This is a genomic window from Endozoicomonas sp. Z74, from assembly GCF_057680865.1.
Genome location: NZ_JBLYZI010000068.1, coordinates 12,525 through 30,407, shown reverse-complemented (window position 1 = coordinate 30,407; position 17,883 = coordinate 12,525). Strand labels below are relative to the sequence as shown.

General features: G+C 52.3%; 12 protein-coding genes. 4 read left to right on the top strand and 8 right to left on the bottom strand.

Annotated elements, in window-relative coordinates; all coding sequences use genetic code 11:
• Positions 1-561 precede the first annotated feature (561 nt).
• From glpT to ACNRUY_RS17825, 3 genes are all read right to left on the bottom strand, one after another.
• The gene (gene glpT, locus ACNRUY_RS17835; protein WP_488113002.1) at positions 562-1,917 is read right to left on the bottom strand and encodes a glycerol-3-phosphate transporter; all 1,356 of its coding nucleotides are present in this window, start codon (positions 1,915-1,917) and stop codon (positions 562-564) included.
• A gap of 353 nt (positions 1,918-2,270) precedes the next feature.
• Positions 2,271-3,788: a glycerol kinase GlpK gene (gene glpK, locus ACNRUY_RS17830; RefSeq protein ID WP_488113001.1), complete on the bottom strand. Its 1,518-nt coding sequence runs from the start codon at positions 3,786-3,788 to the stop codon at positions 2,271-2,273.
• Positions 3,789-4,054: 266 nt separating this feature from the next.
• A complete protein-coding gene (locus ACNRUY_RS17825; RefSeq protein WP_488113000.1) occupies positions 4,055-4,891 on the bottom strand; it encodes an MIP/aquaporin family protein in 837 nt (278 codons plus the stop codon).
• A 340-nt stretch (positions 4,892-5,231) separates the two neighbouring features.
• On the opposite strand from ACNRUY_RS17825, the gene glpA reads away from it, so the two are divergent.
• The 4 genes from glpA to ACNRUY_RS17805 all read left to right on the top strand — a co-directional run bounded on the left by glpA (position 5,232) and on the right by ACNRUY_RS17805 (position 10,720).
• Positions 5,232-6,974 (top strand): anaerobic glycerol-3-phosphate dehydrogenase subunit A, encoded by a 1,743-nt coding sequence (gene glpA, locus ACNRUY_RS17820; protein WP_488112999.1) that lies wholly within the window; start codon positions 5,232-5,234, stop codon positions 6,972-6,974.
• Positions 6,971-8,293, top strand: coding sequence for a glycerol-3-phosphate dehydrogenase subunit GlpB (gene glpB, locus ACNRUY_RS17815; protein ID WP_488112998.1), 1,323 nt, complete (start codon positions 6,971-6,973; stop codon positions 8,291-8,293). The genes glpA and glpB overlap by 4 nt, the downstream gene beginning before the upstream one ends.
• A 1-nt stretch (position 8,294) precedes the next feature.
• Positions 8,295-9,494: an anaerobic glycerol-3-phosphate dehydrogenase subunit GlpC gene (glpC, locus tag ACNRUY_RS17810; protein ID WP_488112997.1), complete on the top strand. Its 1,200-nt coding sequence runs from the start codon at positions 8,295-8,297 to the stop codon at positions 9,492-9,494.
• A 254-nt stretch (positions 9,495-9,748) separates the two neighbouring features.
• A complete protein-coding gene (locus ACNRUY_RS17805; RefSeq protein ID WP_488112996.1) occupies positions 9,749-10,720 on the top strand; it encodes an SGNH/GDSL hydrolase family protein in 972 nt (323 codons plus the stop codon).
• Positions 10,721-10,732: 12 nt separating this feature from the next.
• On the opposite strand, the gene ACNRUY_RS17800 is transcribed toward ACNRUY_RS17805, so the two are convergent.
• The 5 genes from ACNRUY_RS17800 to ACNRUY_RS17780 form a co-directional block, all read right to left on the bottom strand.
• A complete protein-coding gene (locus tag ACNRUY_RS17800; RefSeq protein WP_488112995.1) occupies positions 10,733-11,548 on the bottom strand; it encodes a DeoR/GlpR family transcriptional regulator in 816 nt (271 codons plus the stop codon).
• Between the two features lie 194 nt (positions 11,549-11,742).
• On the bottom strand, positions 11,743-13,221 hold the full coding sequence (locus ACNRUY_RS17795) for a hypothetical protein (RefSeq protein WP_488112994.1): 1,479 nt from the start codon (positions 13,219-13,221) through the stop codon (positions 11,743-11,745).
• Between the two features lie 410 nt (positions 13,222-13,631).
• Positions 13,632-14,891, bottom strand: a complete 1,260-nt coding sequence (locus ACNRUY_RS17790; protein WP_488112993.1) for a helix-turn-helix domain-containing protein — start codon at positions 14,889-14,891, stop codon at positions 13,632-13,634.
• 250 nt (positions 14,892-15,141) lie between these two features.
• Positions 15,142-16,758, bottom strand: a complete 1,617-nt coding sequence (locus ACNRUY_RS17785) for a hypothetical protein (RefSeq protein WP_488112992.1) — start codon at positions 16,756-16,758, stop codon at positions 15,142-15,144.
• Between the two features lie 241 nt (positions 16,759-16,999).
• The gene (locus ACNRUY_RS17780) at positions 17,000-17,851 is read right to left on the bottom strand and encodes an SDR family NAD(P)-dependent oxidoreductase (RefSeq protein WP_488112991.1); all 852 of its coding nucleotides are present in this window, start codon (positions 17,849-17,851) and stop codon (positions 17,000-17,002) included.
• Between the last annotated feature and the right edge of the window lie 32 nt (positions 17,852-17,883).

Sequence of the window (17,883 nt, the reverse complement as noted above, 5' to 3'; positions counted from 1 at the left end):
CAACAAAATACCTGTCTCGTTACCTCGGGTGGAAAAGGTTTCTTAAAACTCAACTCTTCTCAGAGGAGGCTTTTTTAGATCAAGTTTCTATACATTGGGTAGAGCAACACTTAATTTGAACAGCGCCATCCGGAATAGTTATACTGGGGCCTAGGTCATAATTATTTATATGACCCAAAGCAATTGAATGGCCCACCATAACCCAAAGCATTACAGTGACAAGAAATCTTTGCCGAATATCGTTTTTAGAGCTTATAAGGGGAGGAGATAAACCGACAAGTAAACTGGACATCATTCATGCAACCCAGGACAACTTGGAAAAACAGTGTAGTGCAATTATCTCAAGGCAGGTATTTTTTAGTGACAGAACTTTATTTAAAAGTAACCGTGAAAGATGGCCATCAATCAATAGCCAATAAGAATAAAAAAACAATATTCCAATTTAAAAGGAGGTTCAATAAACAATGAAACCAGAACACAACAATGCTGTGTTCTGGTTTGTAACCGATGAAATAGAACACTCCAAAAACTACCTGTTGGAGCCTCCTATTTACTTTGTTGTCATACTGCCTGAGCCACTGCCTGCTTTTCTTCAGTCACGTGCTTCATGGACATCACCAGCAGCACAATAGAAAGTACACAACTGGCGGTCAGCAGCATAAAGCCACCATCCCAGCCGAAGTGGTCAACGGTGTAACCCAGCACGGCATTGGCTGCCACCGCTCCACCCAGGTAGCCAAACAGGCCGGTCAGGCCCGCAGCGGTTCCAGCGGCTTTCTTCGGCACCAGCTCCAGGGCATACAAACCAATCAGCATTACCGGGCCATAAATCAGGAAGCCAATTGCCACCAGCGCCAGCATATCGATGGTAGGGTTACCCGCTGGATTAAACCAGTAAACCAGCACGGCTACGGTGACCAGCATCATGAACACAATGCCCGCCGGTGCCCGTTTACCCTTGAACACCTTGTCAGAAATCCAGCCACACAGCAGGGTGCCGGGAATACCTGCCCACTCATACAGGAAGTAAGCCCAGGAAGACTTATCCACGGAAAAACCCTTGGCTTCGGACAGATAGGTGGGTGCCCAGTCCAGAACCCCGTAGCGGATCAGATAAATAAAAGCATTGGCAATGGCGATGTACCAGAGCAGCTTGTTGCGGAACACATATTTAAAGAAGATCTCTTTGGCACTCAGCTCTTCTTCATGGCTCTTGTCATAATTCTCGGGATAATCATCCTTGTACTCCTCAATGGAAGGCAGCCCGCAGGACTGGGGAGTATCTTTCATGACCAGGAGGACAAACGCCGCCACCAGCATAGCTCCGGCAGCGGGCACATAAAATGCGGAGTGCCAGTCATCGTTGAACCAGAACATTCCCAGCAGGAACAGCGGACCGATCAGACCACCACCGACATTGTGAGCCACGTTCCAGACGGACACGATACCGCCCCGCTCTTTCCTGGACCACCAGTGAACCATGGTCCGGCCACAGGCAGGCCACCCCATTCCCTGGAACCAGCCATTAAGAAACAGCAGCACAAACATGGCAGCAATACTGCCTGTGGCCCAGGGCATAAAACCCAGAGTAAACATGGTCAGAGCCGACATGATCAGACCCGCCGCCAGGAAATACCGGGGATTGGATCGATCCGACACATTGCCCATCAGAAACTTTGACAGACCATAGGCAATAGAAACCGCAGAAAGAGCAACCCCCAGGTCACCCCGGCTATAGCCCATTTCATTAATCAGAAAAGGCATGGCCAGGGAGAAGTTCTTCCTGACCAGGTAGTAACCGGCATAGCCGATAAAAATCCCTGCAAAAATCTGCCAACGCAGCTTCTGGTACTGGCCATCCACCTGCCCGCTTGGCAAGCCCGCCCTGTGAGGCGCTGGCCTGAATATACCTATCATAGTGTCTCCACAAATCCGTTATTCCGCTCTAGGGTGAATCGGATGAGCGAAATATTCAGCTATCTTCGCATGACAGACTGACGCTCATTTTTTATTCACCCTCATAATCGGGTGCGGATAATAGTTGCTTTATGTTCTTTTCCAATTGATCTAGAGCAATAAATGAATAATTAGCGAACTATAAAGCACATCATACGATCATTGTCGGCCATTATTTTCCATTTTCACCCGGTGCTCACCCACTTTTAAATGAACAAAAAAGGCCCCAGGCAAAGCCTGGAGCCTTAATTCTCCATACTGTTGGCGGTCAGCCTCGATTCACAAATCTGACCAAAGCACAACCAGGGAGGGTGTTATGAATCTTCCCAGTTTCTGGAGCGCTCAACCGCCTTCTTCCAACCTTTATAGAGCTCAGCCCGCTTTTCTTCCGGCATTTCTGGCTGATACTCCCGGGAAATAGCCACCTTGTCTTTCAGGTCATCCAGGCTGTGCCAGAATCCCACGGCCAGACCCGCAAGATACGCAGCACCCGCTGCCGTGGTTTCCGCCACCTCCGGACGCACCACGTTTTTACCAAGAATATCGGACTGGAATTGCATCAGGAAATTATTGGCGACAGCACCACCATCAACACGCAGCAGGCTGAGCTCTATGCCTGCGTCCTGCTGCATAGCTTCCAGCAGGTCCCGTGACTGATAAGCGATGGCTTCCAGGGTTGCACGGACAATATGGTTACGGTTGGCTCCCCGGGTCAGACCAAAAATCGATCCCCGCGCATAAGGATCCCAGTAAGGAGCCCCCAGCCCAACAAAAGCAGGCACCACATAAACACCATTAGTGTCGTCAACCTTGGAGGCAAAATACTCCGTATCCGCCGCATCCCTGACCAGCCCCAGCTCATCCCGCAACCACTGAACACTGGCGCCGCCCATAAATACGGAGCCTTCCAGGGCATAAGTCACCTTGCCATCAAGACCACAGGCAATGGTCGTCAGCAAACCGTTTTCCGAACGGATAGGCTGATCACCAGTATGCATTAACAGGAAACAACCGGTGCCATAAGTATTCTTGGCCATCCCTTTTTCAAGGCACATCTGACCAAACAGAGCCGCATGCTGGTCACCGGCAATACCGGCAATGGGAATCCGGGTGCCGCCCTTACCACCGATGTTGGTCTGTCCATACACTTCAGAGCAGGACTTCACCTCTGGCAGCATGGACCTGGGAATCTGCAACACCTCCAGCATCCGGTCATCCCATTGCAGCCGGTTGATATCAAACAGCATGGTCCGGCTGGCATTGGTGTAGTCAGTCACATGAACCCGACCGTTGGTGAGCTTCCAGATCAGCCAGGTATCCACGGTACCGAACAGCAGGTCGCCTTTTTCCGCTTTCTCCCGGGCACCTTCCACATGGTCGAGCATCCACTTCACTTTGGTTCCGGAAAAATAGGCGTCCGTCACCAGGCCGGTGGTTTCTTTTATATACTCTTCCATGCCATCACGCTTCAGCTGTTCGCAGATGTCCGTGGTTCTGCGACACTGCCAGACAATGGCATTATGGATCGGCTGTCCGGTATTTTTGTCCCAGACCACTGCCGTTTCCCGCTGATTGGTGATACCAATCCCCGCAACCTGGTCACTGCGAATACCGGTTTTGGCCAGTACTTCCGTCAATACAGAACTCTGGGTCGCCCAGATTTCCATGGCATCGTGTTCCACCCAGCCCGCTTTTGGATAAATCTGGGTAAATTCCCGTTGGGAAACTCCCACGATCGCCCCTTTATGGTCAAAGATAATGGCTCGGGAGCTGGTGGTTCCCTGATCCAGGGCAACGATGAATTTCTCGTCTTTCTTTACAGGAATGTTCACAGGTATCACCCCTTGGTCATTCAGTGATGCTTATATCTATAAGAAGGCTGCCTGGAAGTCTCCGACAGGCAGCATTTCCCATTTATGGGATTGACTCGGAGGCTGTCCGAGAATAGCGCTCGTAGCGAGGACGGTAGAAAATTGAGGATCAAAATTCGATTTTGTGAGGTGAATAGTGGTTCTATTTGCCGAACAAAAGCGAATTTTTAGACCAATTTGCTACCGTCGCAGTAGGGCAGCCTATTCTCTGACAGCCTCCTTACGTATTACGCGTCAGCCGGACGAATTTCACAACCCGCGGTGGCGCATTCCACTGGTTCCAGCTGGCTGGCAATTACCCTGAGATAAACCCAGGCTCCCGCCATGGCACCGCAGATCGGCCCCGCAATGGGCACCCAGAAATAGGGATTAGTGCGGGCACCGGTCAGGGCCACATCCCCCCAGCCGGCAAAAAAGGCAAACAGCTTGGGTCCAAAGTCACGGGCGGGATTCATGGCAAAACCGGTCAGAGGACCAAAAGAGGCACCAATCACCGCAATCAATATGCCGATCAGCAGTGCGGACAAAGCACCGTTGGAGACGCCATTATTATCATCGCCAATGGCCAGGATACCGCCCATCAATACCGCCGTTATGAAAAACTCAACAAAGAAAGCCTGGACATTACTGAGCAGGGCATTCGGGTAAGTTGAGAAGATTCCGGCGGTGGCCAGGCTGGAGGCCTCACCCCGGATGATCCCATGGGTGCTTTCAAAATCCACAAACAGCCCTTGATAGAGGAAATACACCAGTGCTGCCGCACTGAATGCCCCCGCAATCTGCGCAGCGATATACGGCAACACCTTGTGTTTTTCAAACCCCTTGAATACGGTCAGGGCAAGGGTTACTGCAGGATTCAGGTGCGCACCGGAAACCCCTCCAGCCACATAAATGGCGATCGCAACCCCCAAACCCCAGACAATAGAGATTTCCCACTGGCCAAAGTCACTCCCAGCCAGAACCAGCGCAGCAACGCAACCTGCTCCAAAGAAAATCAACAAACCGGTGCCTATAAATTCGGCAAGGCATTGACCCAACAATGTCTGCCTCAATGTCTGCCCCATGACAACCCCCGTTGCGAAAGTGAAAAAATACACGCGAATTATCACAGCAGAAATCACAACCGAGCAACATCGAAACCCTGACTCAAATCAACAGAATCACATTTTTACACACGTCATCGCACGCTTTATCACCAATTCATTGAAAACAGAGACTACCGATACAAAAATAATCAGCATAAACACCCTTTCGAAGTCGTACGAGCATATACGAATATTGATATACGTCATTTCGAACATTACAATCTGCAACGATACTGTTATCCACAGGCTCGATAACCGCTCGTTGACTGTCCGTAAATGTGCGCTTTTGAACACTATTTTGAACAACATCAGGCCCCAAATGAAAACCTTTGAAACAGACGTTGTCATTATCGGCGGTGGCGCCACTGGCGCCGGCGTCCTCCGCGACTGCTCGCTCAGGGGCATTCGTGCAATCCTGATAGAAAAAGACGATATCGCCACAGGGGCCACAGGACGAAACCATGGCCTTCTGCACTCCGGCAGTCGGTATGCGGTCACCGACGCCCATTCCGCTGAAGAGTGCATTCAGGAAAACCGGATACTGAAAACCATCGCTTCCCACTGCATAGAGGAAACGGATGGTTTATTCATCACACTGCCTGAAGATGACCTCTCTTTTCAAAAACCCTTTATCGATGCGTGCAACCAGGCAGGTATTGAGACAGAACAGTTGACGCCAGAGCAGGCTCTGCAACTGGAACCCAACGTTAACCCGGCACTGCTGGGGGCCGTCAAAGTACCCGATGGCACCATTGACCCCTTTCGCCTGACCGCATCCAATATTCTTGATGCTGAAGAGCATGGCGGCCAGCTGCTCAATTACACCCGCGTACTGAATCTGATCATTGAGAGCGGGCGCGTGGTTGGCGTCAATGCCGTGAATGTCAAAACCGGCGAGCGCGTGGTTATCCGGGCCCAGCAGGTGGTTAATGCCGCAGGGATATGGGGCCAGCAAATTGCTGAATATGCCGATCTGTCGATCCATATGATTCCATCCAAAGGCTCTCTGCTGATCATGGATTACCGGGTCAATGGAATGGTACTAAACCGCTGTCGTAAACCAGCGGATGCCGACATTCTGGTGCCCGGTGACACTATCTCCCTGATTGGGACCACCTCCCAGAAAATCCCGTACGACCAGATCGACAACCTCAGAATTGATCCGGAAGAGGTGGACACCCTGATCCGGGAAGGGGAAAAACTCGCCCCAATCATGTCCAGGGCCCGCATTCTCAGAGCCTACGCCGGGGTTCGCCCACTGGTCTCCGTGGATGGCAGCTCAGGTCGGAATATCAGTCGTGGCATCGTATTGATGGATCATGGAGAGCAGGATGGCTTGCCTGGCCTGGTGACCATCACCGGGGGCAAGCTGATGACCTATCGTCTGATGGCTGAAAAAGCAACCGATGTGGTTGCCCGCCACCTTGGCAATACTGTGGGCTGTCACACAGCAGAAGTTCCACTTCCCGGAGCCTGTGGTCACCAGGCAGATATTGAAACGCCAACCCTGTCAGCACCTGTGTCAGTGTCCGCAAAGTACCGCCACGGTGAGCGTGCAGCCCGGTTCCTTTCAGAGAACAATGATAAAAACGCCATTATCTGCGAATGTGAAATGGTGACCCGGGGCGAAATTGAATACGCCGTTGCCAAATTGAACGCTCCGGATCTGGTAGACCTGCGTCGCAGAACCCGTCTTGGCATGGGGCCCTGCCAGGGAGAGCTCTGCACCTGTCGTGCAGCTGGCATTCTTCAGGACATGAAACCCGATGAAGAACCCCATTCTCTGAGCAGCCCTGAGCGGGTGGAAAGCCCTGAGCCAATAGAAAACCCTGACTCTTTGAAAAACCTTGCCCCCCTGGAAAGCATCGGTGAGTTTCTTGAAGAACGATGGAAAGGCAACCAGCCGGTACTCTGGGGAGATGCCCTTAGGGAAGCAGAATTCAGTCACTGGATTTACGAATCACTGCTGGGCTACAGCCATCTCCCGGAGACGGAAACCGATACCAGCAATACTCTCGTTAAAAACACCGAAGAACCAGCAGCAGTGAAGCCAGCAGCATGAGATACGACAGCATTATTATTGGCGGTGGGCTGGCCGGAATGACCTCCGCCATCCGCTGCGCAGAAGCGGGATTAAAAACAGCGGTCATCAGCTTCGGGGAAAGCTCCCTGACATTTGCCTCTGGAGCCATTGATGTTCTGGGGCGTCAAGCCGACGGTTCTCCTGTTCAGGCCCCCTTTGAGGCCATCAACAAACTGCCCGGCAATCACCCCTACCACAAAGTCGGGCCAGACACTCTGAAAGCAGGACTTGAACATTTTCAGAAAAGCATGGCCGCCTCCGGCCTGACCATGGTCAACCAGGGTGACAAAAATCATTGGCGCATCTCGGCTTTAGGCAGCCTGATCCCAGCCTGGTTGTCACAGACCAGTATGAATCCATTGCCGTTTACCAATCCGGCAAAAGAAATAAAGCAGGTCGCCATCATTAATATTGCTGGATTCCGGGATTTTCAACCCGCCCTGGCAGCCTCCGGCCTGAAAAGACACCCAGCCTTTGCCGGAAGCAGAATTACCAGCAGCACCGTCTCCCCGGAGGCCCTTGCCCTGGAAACCCGAAATCCATTTGAACTGCGTTCCATTGAGCTGGCCAGAGCACTCAGCAGCGAGCAGTCCCTGCAACGATTGGCGAAAGCCCTGGGTAAAGCAGCAGGTACGGCTGACCTGATCATCCTTCCTGCGGTTCTTGAGGATAGCCGGGGCAATAGCAGAATGCCGGAACTCTCCAGGTTGCTGGGGTGCCCAGTGATGGAAGTGGCCAGCCTGCCTCCTTCCCTGCCGGGCCTCAGAATGACCAGGGCCCTCAAGCAGCGGTTCAGTGCCCTGGGCGGAATGTTGATTGAAGGCGACCAGGTGGTTAAAGGTGAATTTGACAATGGTCGTTTATACAGCATCGAGACCCATCACAACAAAGACCTTCCCCTGTATGCTGACCACTTTGTGCTGGCCACCGGCACCTTTTTAAGCAAAGGGTTGAAAGGAGAAAGAAACCGAATTGTTGACCCGGTGTTCGGTCTGGATATTGCCGCACCGGAAAACCGGGCAGAATGGAGCACCGGTTCATTCCTGGACAGCCGGTCCCATCACTTTATGGAGTATGGGGTCACCACCAACCAGCAGCTTCAACCCTGCATCAACAAGACTCCTATCCGTAACCTGTATTGTGCCGGCTCGGTTCTGGCGGACTTCAACCCCGTTGCGGAAGGCTCTGCCGGAGGCGTCTCCATTGCCACCGGGTATTTCGCTGCTGAACAGATTATTGCCACACACGCTTCCGACAGGGAAAGCGCTGTGGCCGAGAAAACCGGGGCGGAGAAATAAGATGCTTTCACTGACCGACACCACTTTTGATAACTGCATCAAGTGCACCGTTTGCACCACCCGCTGCCCGGTAGCAGAAGCCCGGCCTGATTACCCCGGCCCAAAACAGGCAGGCCCGGACGGTGAGCGTTTTCGCATCAAAAGCCCTGCGCTCTACGACGATGCCCTGAAATATTGCAGTAACTGCAAACGCTGTGAAGTGGCCTGCCCTTCCAATGTCCATATTGGCACCATTATCCAGAAGGCTAAGGCCCGACATGACGGCTTCAAGCAGGGTCCCCGTGAGTATATGCTCAGCCATACTGATCTGATGGGCACCCTGTCCTCAAAAACGGCACCGGTAGTCAATGTGGTTACCGCCATGAAGCCGGTCAAAAAATTGCTGGACAAAACCCTGGGCATTGATGAAAGGCGGACGCTGCCCAAATACAGCTTCGAGACGTTCAGAAGCTGGTTTGGCCGAAACGCCGGTGACCAGGAGCAGTTCCAGCGGAAAATCACCTACTTCCACGGCTGCTTTACCAATTTCAATGACCCCACGGTCGGCAAAGATCTGGTGAAAGTCCTCAATGCCATGGGGGTGGGTGTCCGGCTCACGGCAAAAGAAAAATGCTGTGGCGTTCCCCTGATCGCCAATGGCTTTCTGAAAAAAGCCCGGAAAAATGCCGACCTGAACATGACCCAGTTTGCCCGGAGCCTGGAAGCGGGCTCCGAAGCGGTCATTTCCACTTCATCAAGCTGTGCCATGACGCTTCGGGATGAATACCCGGATATGCTGGATGTGGACAACTCCGCCATCAAAGAGCAGATTCAGTTTGTCTCACGGTTCCTGATCCGGGAGTTTGCCGAAGGCAATGTTCCCACCATGAAACCGCTGAACCTGAAAGTCGCCTACCACAGTCCCTGTCACTTGATCCGCATGGGCGGTGTCGTGCATACCGTGGAACTGATGCGGGAAATTCCCGGGCTTGAGCTGACGCTTCTGGACCAGAACTGCTGCGGCCTTTCCGGTACTTATGGCTTCAAGAAAGAGAACTACGACACTTCCCAGAAAATTGCCAATAAAATGCTGGAGCAGATCAAGACGACAGAGGCCGACTATATCATCACCGACTGCGAGTCCTGCAAAATGCAGGTGGAAATGAACACCCGCCACAAAGTACTCCACCCGGTGACTCTGCTGGCCATGGCTCTTGCCTGAGGCCTTAACCCGCATATTGCATGAAGTGTCGAGCTAGCGACAAGCCGACGGGCGTCCCTATGACAAATAGTCTTTTTACGCTTTTCTCCTATACCCCTTGAAAGGCGTGGGATAATCGCTTTTTCATAGCGACTTCATGCAATATGCGGGTTAAGCGGGCCGCTGCTTTGAGAAACTCCGTTATTGACCCTTTTGCCAATAACGGAGTTCGCTTCTAGACTGCATTTGTTCTCAAACAGTCTGGAGATCCCCCCATGGCAGTCAAACTGGATGGGCTCATTGTTTTTGGTGACAGCCTCTCGGATATTGGTCACAAACGGAAAACGGGCACAGGTCGACTTGCCCGACTCCTTGGATTGATGCGAACCAATGAGGTTGGGCGCTTCAGCGACAACAGAAACTGGACGGACTTTATCTGGGAGTGGTCCGGTGGGGCCACCCTGTTTGTAAACAATGCAGAAACCACCCGCGAACTCACCCGGCTCCACCTGACCCAGAACCCAGAGTCGGACTACGGGTCGCCCCCTTCCAGCCGTTTTTCGTACGCCAACTACGCCGAGGGCGGAGCCATGGGAGCCTCTGACCGATCCGGTACAGGCCTGGGCACCTTTTCAGAACAGAAGAAAAGCTTTCTCCATGATGCAAAGAAGAGCCCACTGGAGGGAAATATCCTGTTTCTGGTGTGGTTTGGCCTTAACGATCTGGTGACCAATGGCCGTGACAAGCTCAAGATGAAACAGGTAGCGGTTGAGATCTGCACCCTCTGCGAGGAGCTCCTCCAGATAAACGGCAACTCCCACTTTATTCTTGCCAACATCCCGAATCCTCAGGGATCGGTCAGGTACCTGGGTAAAGAATTAACCGAGGAGGTGCGCGGCTATCAAACAGGCTCCTTCGAGTTTGGCTATGAACTCGCCCGCCAGGTGGATGTCTTCCCGGATCATCGAGCCTCTCTGATTGATATGTACAGCGTCACTGAACACATCGATGAGAACCTTGAGGCATACGGACTAAAGAAAGGTGCCCAGCCCCACGGCATGAAAGTCCGTTATGGAGAGGTCACACCGGTTTCCAGCGATGATTTTTATACCACCACCAGTGACGATGCGCACCCCACAGAGCAGGTCTATAAACTGATTGCAAAAGTCTGGGCCCAGGAGATACTCAAGCGATTTGACCTGGGCACGCTCAGGCAGAGCGGTGAGGGGCAGTTCCCCATTAAATAGGACAACTGATTATCAGCAGACCGCTACTTCCGTCTGGGCATGCTTGAGCTGCTCCATCAGGGGGGCCGGGGGCTGACAGTCCGTATACAGCCGGTCAATATCACTGACATGGCCAAGACGGATCATGGCGCTGCGCCCGAATTTGGTGTGGTCCGCAATCAACAAGGTTTTACTGGCATTGCGGATCATCGCCTGGGCGACACAGACTTCATGGTAATCAAAGTCAAGCAGCGTACCATCCATAGCAATGCCACTGATGCCGATCACGGCAAAGTCCACCCGGAACTGACCTATAAAGTCACGGGTAGCCTCCCCGATAATGCCACCGTCCCGGTTCCGTACCTCACCTCCGGCGATGATCACGGTAAAGTCTTCCCTTGGCAGCAAAATAGAGGCTACATGAAGGTTATTGGTCACCACCTTGAGATTTCTGTGGTTCATCAGAGCTGAAGCCACAGCCTCAGTGGACGTGCCAATGTTGATAAACAGGGAGGAACCATCAGGAATGTGTTTGACCAGCTGCCCTGCAATCCGGTTTTTCTCAGCAGATGCCTGGCTTTTCCGGTCGCTGTAACCGGTATTTTCAGTACTGCTGGCCACCAGACCGGCGCCACCATGGTGTCGGGTTAACACTCCGCGCTTGTCCAGCTCATTGAGATCCCGGCGGATGGTCTGGGGCGTCACATTAAAATGCTGTACCAGCCCCTCGGTGGTTACAAAACCCTCCTGCTTGATCAGCTCCACAATCATCCGGTGGCGATGGCCCTGGGGCAGGGATGAACTGTTTTTGTCGCTGTTTTTATCACCGCTTTTATCAAAATCGTCCATAGTCAAACTTGCTGAATCACCAACGAAACCGAACTGCACCGGCACTGAAAACCCGCGCTATTATGGCAAAGCCAGGGCCCAAAAGGAAATACAGACCACAGAGCCCCTCTCTCAAACCTGGAGCAGCACCACAAAAAAAGGCAGCCCTGATGAGCTGCCTTATCTCTGAAATCCGGTATCAATACCGATTCAGCTTATTTGTACACATAGATTTCCGGGTTAACCACCTCGCTGAATGCCGGGCCGGTGCCTGTCTGTGGGTTTACATAAACCCTGGACATGATATGGAACAGGCCATTACTGCGTTCAGTGTCGATTTCAAAGCAGTTATCCTCACCGGAGCAATCACCACTGACTGTCAAACGGAAGCTCTTGCCATCAAGACTTCGCTTCATAAGGTGTGTGGGCAAAATTGCAGGTCGCGGGATAAGCCCATCCTGATATTCCTGCAGCTGTACTTTGTCAAAATCGACCGTCATGATCGCGGCAGCGCTTTCCGGATCGTAGAACCCAAAGTTCCAGAAGTTGGCATATCCGGCGGCAACATGGTCCACCCCACTGATCACCACTTTACTTCCTGGCCGACTCAGATCCACCTCAAGCATTTTACCGGTATTGGGATCCAGGATATCGGTGTACAGGGCATCCAGGTTATTTCCCCAGCAATAACTGCCGGTTTCAGCGCAGTGTACTGCATCATATACCCGTTCTACTACTTCTGCTTTGACATCTGGCTTGCCATGCTCCCGGCGGGTAATCCGGGTCCATTTGTCATACTGCAGAGAACTGCCCGCATATAGCTCATGCTGACCGGTTTCCCGGGTAATTTCCTGCTCCCGGTCAAAAGGAACATAACCGTAAGCCTCTCCCGCTGAAACCCGCATCAAAGACAGTGGCCGGCTTTCAGTCCATTCCTTGACCGCCTCTTCATCGGCAAACGGGCGACCAAACCGGCCGGTGGTCTTGAACGTATCACCCACCAGTGGGTCATGCCCAAAAGTGTGCAGACTGGAAGAGAGTCCCTTGATATTGATCGCCTTGGCCGGTACTCCACTGTTGATAAAGGACTGCCTGATGTCCTCTGCCAGTTTCTGATTCGGGGAGGCAATGTGCACAAAGATCTTGCCATCCCTGAAATCATCCGGATTGCGGGCAACTCCCATGGTGACATCATTGAAGGTTTCCCCAACGGCCGCATCCACCACAATCCGCTCTTCCATGGTCGGCTCCGGCACAACCTCTCCCTCAATAGGAGGCAGGTAGCCACCAGGGTTTGGCAGCTGGGATTTTGACCGTTCATAAACCAGAGTCTCGAAACCGAAGTAGGACATCTCCGGAGGCACTTTCGCATAAATCACCATCGCTTCATTGGTGTCGATGGTCCAGGTGGATGACAGTGGAATTTCAAATTCCTGCCCCGGAATCTGTATAGCCGGAGATGCATCACCGCACTTCCAGTCCGGACAGGGGAACATAATCCCGGAGTAAAGCACTGAGGTATTGGCATAGTTGTTACACACCTCAACGCCTTCATCTAGGCAGTCCACAAAGCCGGTCATCCCCCCCGACAAAACCGTCATCCCGCTGTTTCTCAAATATTTCTGAGCGTCATCCAGCGCGCTGGTGGTTTCACTGCACGCCTGATAAGCCTGTACGGATGAAGCTACTGCCATGCCCAATACTGAGGCAATAAAGAGTTTCTTATTATTAGTTTTATTGTTGGTTTTCATTGTCACTACACTCGCTCTACTGTTAATTCCTGAGATCAATCAGGTTATCTCCCTGACATGGCTCTATCGTCCCAAAAAAATTCGCAGAGAAGCTTCCGAAAATAGAAATGTGCAATGAATCAATAATTCCGGAATCCGCCATGCCATGAGTCCTGTGGCGGATTTCACAAAAAATGGAAACCGGGATTTCTATTTCAGAGGCAAGGTACAGATAAATGACAGAAGCAAGCTTCCAAGCGTACAGCCGTGGAACCCACGGTGAAGTCATAAAAGAAAGGGTTGAAGTCTAGAGAGGCAACCTTGAGAAAGCGAAGGAAAGAAGATCAGCATGACCCCCGGCCTGCCTTGTCCGTTCAGGAGCAGGCGAGCAGGTCCATAGAGGGAGAAGCCGTTTTGCGTTGTTGCACCATGTACTGCCTGGGTGTCATTCCTGTCACCTGCTTAAAGGCTTTATAGTAAGTAGAGCTGGAACCAAAACCCACCTCATAGCCCAGTTCCCCGGGAAGGGTTTTGGCCCCGGCATTTGCCAGCGCCTCAATTTGTTCCTGAAGCCACTGAACCCGGATGCCATTGATGTAATCATTGAAACTGCAACCACAGTTCTGATTGATCATCTGGCTGACATAGGAAGAACCCAGCCCCAGCTCCGCGGAAAGATCAGCCACTTTAAACCCGGGCTCCCGATACAACTGCTTGCTTCGTACCAGCTCATCGGCAAGGGAAAAGTAGTGCCGGGACTCCTGAGGACTTAAACTGCTGCCCTGATACTTGGCTGGACAAGCTTCCGGTTTCGGCGTTTCAACATCTTCAGAGGGTATGGCCCTCTGAAAGGCTGTCTGATCCATTGTCAGTAGCTGGCGGCTGTACTCTCTGGCTGCCCCTGATTTCCCGGATTCCTGACCGGAAACACCCCAGAAGGCATAAGCGGCAGAAAACAGTAACACCATAAAACCGCTTAACAGAACATAAAGTTTGCCAAAAGACAGAATGTCCAGCTCAGGCTGATACCAGCGAGCACCATGGTAGTAAGTAAGCGCCACTATTGGCAGGAGCACCCGGAAAAGGCAAAAACCAAATACCCAGCGAACCGAGCAAAGCTTCCGTTGATCCCCATCCGAAACGTTCAGTTGGGGCCATATCAGCCTTAACAGTGCAACCACATAAGCTGAAAAACTGATCGCTGCCACCAGCAAAAACAACAGAGTTGCCAGGGGGTGAATGCCGAAATCCGGGACATAATCACTCCACTGGGAAATGACTTCTTGCCGGTCCTGCAACGCCTCTTCTGTCAGGATAACCGCCAGTAAAAAGAACGGAGCCAGATGCCATATATCTTTGCGGGTTACCGAGCAGCCTTTTCCAACCAGCTGGCGGCCTCCCAGGTAAAAAACAGGAAAAAAGAGCCCGTTCATGGTGATAAACCAGGCAAGGGGTACTGGGCTTCCTTCCATACCACTGGAAGAGATCGTGATAAAACGGTGGATCAAATCAAACAGCAGCGCTGCGCTGAAGATATAGTCCACAGACTTGATTCCACTCTCACGAGTTATCAGCTGAAAGGCCAGAAGAAACTCGGCCAGAATCACTACCCATAAAATGGTATTGTAAAACACGATCAACACCGGAAGCTTAACAATAAACCCTGCTTATTGCTACCGGTTTCCGGTAAACAAACAACGGTATACACCTATTTTTTTGAAGGTTATACCGCCTCGTTTAATTCATGGCCAAAACCCCAGAAACAGACCCATATTTCAACAAACAGGATCGGCGATGATTGCTTCTTTAAAGTAAAAAAAGCTGCAGGCAACCCTACCTGCAGCGATGATTCGCTCCAATATTCACCGGTAAGAAAACCCGTGGCTAGTCAATTTCCAGCCGGATCTTGCCCCACAACCCCGTGTAGTGCAGCCGACCTTCTTCATCCAGCAGAATGCCTGCATACAGGCTGTTGAAACGGGTTCCACCCAGTACCCAGGTACGAGCCGTTTCACCGGTTGTCCAGTCAATGCCTTCTAATGTGTACTGACCTTCTCGGGCTCCCACGGTATACACCAGGTTGGACCCCACACTCATGATGGGTACACCATTAAGGGAGCTGACATCCATATTCACCCAGGCCGAGCGGAATTCACGGGCCACAGGATCCCATTCAAACTTCTGGACTCCATAGGGTTTAAACCGATCATGATGCCCAGTCCAGCCAATCAGCAGGCTATCTCCTCCCGGGTACCAGGAAGGCCTTGAAGCCGGTGTGTTATTGACCACCAGAGCACCATAGCCCTGAACAACCACAGACTGCTCAGACTGGGTATGACCCACCCGTGGGTCAGCAATAGTGGTTTTCAGAAGGCCGGCATAACGACGATCGGTTGTGCCCTTCGGCGCTTCCCAGTCCTTCGGAATAGCATCCCTCCAGAACAGGGCTGTGCCCATCCGGGCATCACCATCCGTAATCACAACAAAGCGATCTTCATCCCCAAACCCCATCAATGAAGGAGTGGCGCCGGTTCCAACATTCGCTCCATTCGGGTATTCCGCTACCCAGGCCCCACGCCATGGACTGGAAATAAACCGGAAACCATTCCAGATCACTTTCATCATATGGTCCGTGGACGCCACATAGATACCGCCTTTTTCATCAATGGCAATGGAGTTCCGAACTTCAACTGCATCCTGACCTTCTACCATTTTTGCCAGGTTGAATGTCTGTATACGACGAAGGTTCCGGGACACCGCCACCAGGTAACCATCGGCAGAGATCAGCATAATGGTGCCATCAAAGGTCATGTTCATGCCCACCAGCGAACCTTTGACAAGCTCCGGTAGCTCCACTGAATCACGGATAACGATGGCGGAACCCGCATCCCCTTCAATCTCATCTCCGTAAATCGTGATTGAACTTCGGTAATCGGTCTCCCGGTTCTGGGGATCCAGTTTCTCACTGCGACCGACCACAAACCGGTTATCGCTGTCCACCAGGGTGTAAGCACCGGAAAGGTCTGCCATATAGGGAATCATATTCTGGAGCACCCAGGCCACACTGGCTTCCGGCCCCAGTGCATCCAGGTTTTTAATGGCCTTCAGCCCAAGTCCTGCATTCAGGTAGGTGCGCCCAGGCAGAGCAAGGCTGGCCAGCACGGTATGACTGTCCTGGTCAATCTTGACAATCCGGTCGCTGCCACTCCCCCAGAGCACACGACGGCCGTCTGGATAAAGTGAAGAGCTGGACTGACCAAACTGAAAGGGCCCGGACGCCAGGTAAGTCACATCATCAAACTCATCCAGGGTCCGGCTGGGTGATGTGGGACCGGCTACCAGCACACTGTCCTGCTGTGCCGAGGTGCCATGGCCAATACTGTTATTGGAATCCGCCAGATAAGGGTTCTTCGGCGGCATATTCGCAGCCTGAGTGACACAGGCAGCAGAAAGGGTCAGCGCAGCAATCAGGGCAGACGCCCGCTGATGGATACATCTCATTATCAGTACTTCCTTATAAAAACAGAAAATCGATCCTTTTCAGGCGATTTATTATGACAACATTCACTCAACCAGCCGTGGGTCACAAACTTTCAGAAAAGCCGTGACACACCGCAAACCACCGGATACGACGACTCCGAAACATCAATACCCCGGTGACAAACAGATCCCTGCTAATGACATGAACTCCATTTCTGTTTTTATTGTTATTTCCGCAACCGTTTCATTACTCTTTTTATGGCTATGAAACCGATACCTCACGGGCAGCCTGCTCTTTGGCAAACAGGCTGGCAAAGGGCCTGTGGATGACGGAAGGGAGCAACCGCTTCAGTTTCTCCAGCAGATGGGCATCAACCCCAATCACCACTCTCTGGCGGTTCTTTCTCACGGCCTTGAGCATCCGGGCGACGGCCCGGGCAGGGGGCATAGCAAACTTTTCCACCTTGCTGGCCACGTCTGCGGCATTGTCAGGATTGCCAGCCTTATCAAGATGGGCCCGCATAATATTGGTGCGAATAGCCCCGGGGTGAACGCTGGTCACCCCGACACCGCTCATCTTCAATTCAGCCCAGAGCGTTTCACTGATGGCCCTGACCGCAGCCTTGGTCGCACAGTAGGTCGCCTGATTAGGCATGCCCATAAACCCGGCCAGGCTGGACATATTGATGATATGGGCATGACCCGGTCCTTTTGCCCCCTGCTCTTTCAGATAAGGGAGAAAAGCCCGGGTGCCATAAATCACCCCCCAGAGATTAATGCCCAGTACCAGTTCCCAGTCTTCAATGCTCAGGTCTTCAAAACTGCTTTGCAGCGTGATACCCGCATTGTTAACCAGCAGGTTGACCGCCCCATGAACCTCAAGCACTTCTTCAGGCAGCGCTTCCATACGACCACGATCGGTTACATCAACCCGATGCTGACTGACCCGGACGTCATATGACGCCAATAGCCGGGCCGTTTCCTCCAGGCCCTCCGGGTTCAGGTCAGCCAGCGCCAGATGACACCCTTCCCGGGCCAGCTGCACCGCCATTTCCCGGCCAATGCCGCTGCCGGCTCCGGTAATAACCGCCACTTTATTATTAAATTTGTTCATGGGCTGGACACCGTTTTCCTCTGAAAAATAAG

Excerpts from the sequence above, each read along its gene's own strand:
- ACNRUY_RS17795 (WP_488112994.1), bottom strand. The coding sequence starts at position 13,221 with ATGGCAGTAGCTTCATCCGTACAGGCTTATCAGGCGTGCAGTGAAACC.
- ACNRUY_RS17825 (WP_488113000.1), bottom strand. The coding sequence starts at position 4,891 with ATGGGGCAGACATTGAGGCAGACATTGTTGGGTCAATGCCTTGCCGAA.
- glpC (WP_488112997.1), top strand. The coding sequence starts at position 8,295 with ATGCTTTCACTGACCGACACCACTTTTGATAACTGCATCAAGTGCACC.
- ACNRUY_RS17800 (WP_488112995.1), bottom strand. The coding sequence starts at position 11,548 with ATGGACGATTTTGATAAAAGCGGTGATAAAAACAGCGACAAAAACAGT.
- ACNRUY_RS17805 (WP_488112996.1), top strand. The coding sequence starts at position 9,749 with ATGGCAGTCAAACTGGATGGGCTCATTGTTTTTGGTGACAGCCTCTCG.
- ACNRUY_RS17780 (WP_488112991.1), bottom strand. The coding sequence starts at position 17,851 with ATGAACAAATTTAATAATAAAGTGGCGGTTATTACCGGAGCCGGCAGC.
- glpT (WP_488113002.1), bottom strand. The coding sequence starts at position 1,917 with ATGATAGGTATATTCAGGCCAGCGCCTCACAGGGCGGGCTTGCCAAGC.
- glpA (WP_488112999.1), top strand. The coding sequence starts at position 5,232 with ATGAAAACCTTTGAAACAGACGTTGTCATTATCGGCGGTGGCGCCACT.
- glpB (WP_488112998.1), top strand. The coding sequence starts at position 6,971 with ATGAGATACGACAGCATTATTATTGGCGGTGGGCTGGCCGGAATGACC.
- ACNRUY_RS17785 (WP_488112992.1), bottom strand. The coding sequence starts at position 16,758 with ATGAGATGTATCCATCAGCGGGCGTCTGCCCTGATTGCTGCGCTGACC.